Below are 1,713 nucleotides of genomic sequence, written 5' to 3' on the forward strand. Positions count from 1 at the left end.
CCCGTATATACCCTGAGAACTCCCTCCCAGGACGCCAGCCCCTTTCAATTCTATGAGATTCAAAATGAGGAAGCTGCTCTGCGGCATCTGCTGTGCAGACTGGGCGTCCTCCACTGCAGTGCGGGCGCTTCCCTTACGCTTTCTTCAAACCTGTTTCCCGCCTATGGGATTCTCCATTCCACATGGGGAAGCGTGCGGTATACCCCGCTTTCTGCGTCGGAAAATTCCCTGCTGTTAAATCAAGGGCAGTTTCTCCTTATAGACGGCAGAGTACCCCATACCCTTTCCACAAAGGACTTCGGCGGATTTAAGCTGCTTCTTTTTGACGGCTGCAGCGCCGGCTGCTACTGCCGCACTCTGCTGTCCGATTCTCTCTTTTTTGAGCCTCCCTCCCCCGTTTCTCTGTTACCCGGCTACCGCGCGCTGATCCGGCAGCAGCCGGTGGATTCCTTTCAGGCAAATCTGCTGCTCACAGAGCTTTTGACCCAAATGCTGTTTCAAAAAGCCCCTTGCGCAAAAAAAATTCCAGGCTATCTCACTGAGATAAAGGAGCTGCTGGATAAACGCTATTACACTGATCTTACTTTGCAGCAGCTGGAAATACGCAGTCAGGTGAGCCGCTACCGAATCTGCCGGGAATTTAAGGAGCACTATGGCATTTCTCCCATGCAATATCTCCACAAAGCCCGTATTGCCGCCGCCAGGGAGCTCCTTGAAAACAGCAATTTAAAAATCCATGAGATTGCCTCTTCCATCGGATATGAAAATGTAAATCATTTTATCCGCCACTTTAAAAAAGCGGCGGGCATAACGCCCGCCGCCTATCGTAAGAGTTCTTTATATTATAGATGAAACGCTGTCACGCTCCACAAGGCCTCCTTCTATCACATGAATGCCTATCTGCCCCAGGTCCCCGCCCAGCCGGCTTCTTAGAATTTCCACACCTGTTTCCGCCATTTTCTCCATATTGACGGAATAGGTGGTCAGCTCCACATCGCACAGGCCCGGATAAAGATAATCGTCATATCCCACCACAGAAACGTCGCCCGGCACACAAAGCCCCCTCTCCTGGAGGCCTTTGACCACCTTGCTGGCCGTCAGGTCACAGTTACATACAAAGGCCGTGGGCATTTCCCGGGGAAAGGTAATATGATCAAAGCACTTTCTGCTCTCATCCCGGTCAGGGATAACCCATTTTTTTTCCACCGCCACTCCATGCTCCATAAGAGACTTCTGATAACCCAGGTAGCGGTCCGTAATGCTGTCGGTGGCAAGCAGTGTCCCCACAAAGGCAATCTTTTGATGTCCTTTGTCAAACAGATAGTTAGTAAGCTGATAAGCGCCGTAAAAGCTGTTGGAAATCACACAGTCCACCTTAACCTTGTTGTCGTAAAAATCCATGCACACAATAGGAAGATCGTTTCCCCTGCACAGCTGCTCCAGGTATTCGGTGCTGACGCTTCCCAGCACAATCAGGCCGTCGATCTTATTTTCCCGGATCAGTTTAATATCCTGCAGCTCCTTCTCCGCCGCCGATTCCAGAACCTCCAGCAGCACAAAGCAGTCCTCCTTTACCGCAGCAGTTGTGATTTTCTGATAAAGCTCCCAATAAAAGGTAGCATATTTTTCAATATAGATTTCCGCCACCAGCACTCCGATATTATAGCTCTTTTTTTCTTCGCTCCTGTTTGCGGAGGGAGCCTTATACCCCAT

Annotated in this window: 2 protein-coding genes; one reads left to right on the top strand and one right to left on the bottom strand. The window is 50.2% G+C overall.

Annotation, left to right across the window (positions count from 1 at the left end; translation table 11 throughout):
• Positions 1-852: helix-turn-helix transcriptional regulator (locus AC1WIP_RS15585; protein ID WP_481142686.1), on the top strand; the 852-nt coding region annotated here is incomplete at its 5' end.
• On the opposite strand, the gene AC1WIP_RS15590 is transcribed toward AC1WIP_RS15585, so the two are convergent.
• Positions 838-1,713, bottom strand: an 876-nt coding sequence (locus AC1WIP_RS15590; RefSeq protein WP_481142687.1) for a substrate-binding domain-containing protein, incomplete at its 5' end; no start/stop codon positions are given. The two genes, AC1WIP_RS15585 and AC1WIP_RS15590, sit on opposite strands and share 15 nt — an antisense overlap.

The sequence above is a fragment of the Acetatifactor sp. genome (genome assembly GCF_982438285.1).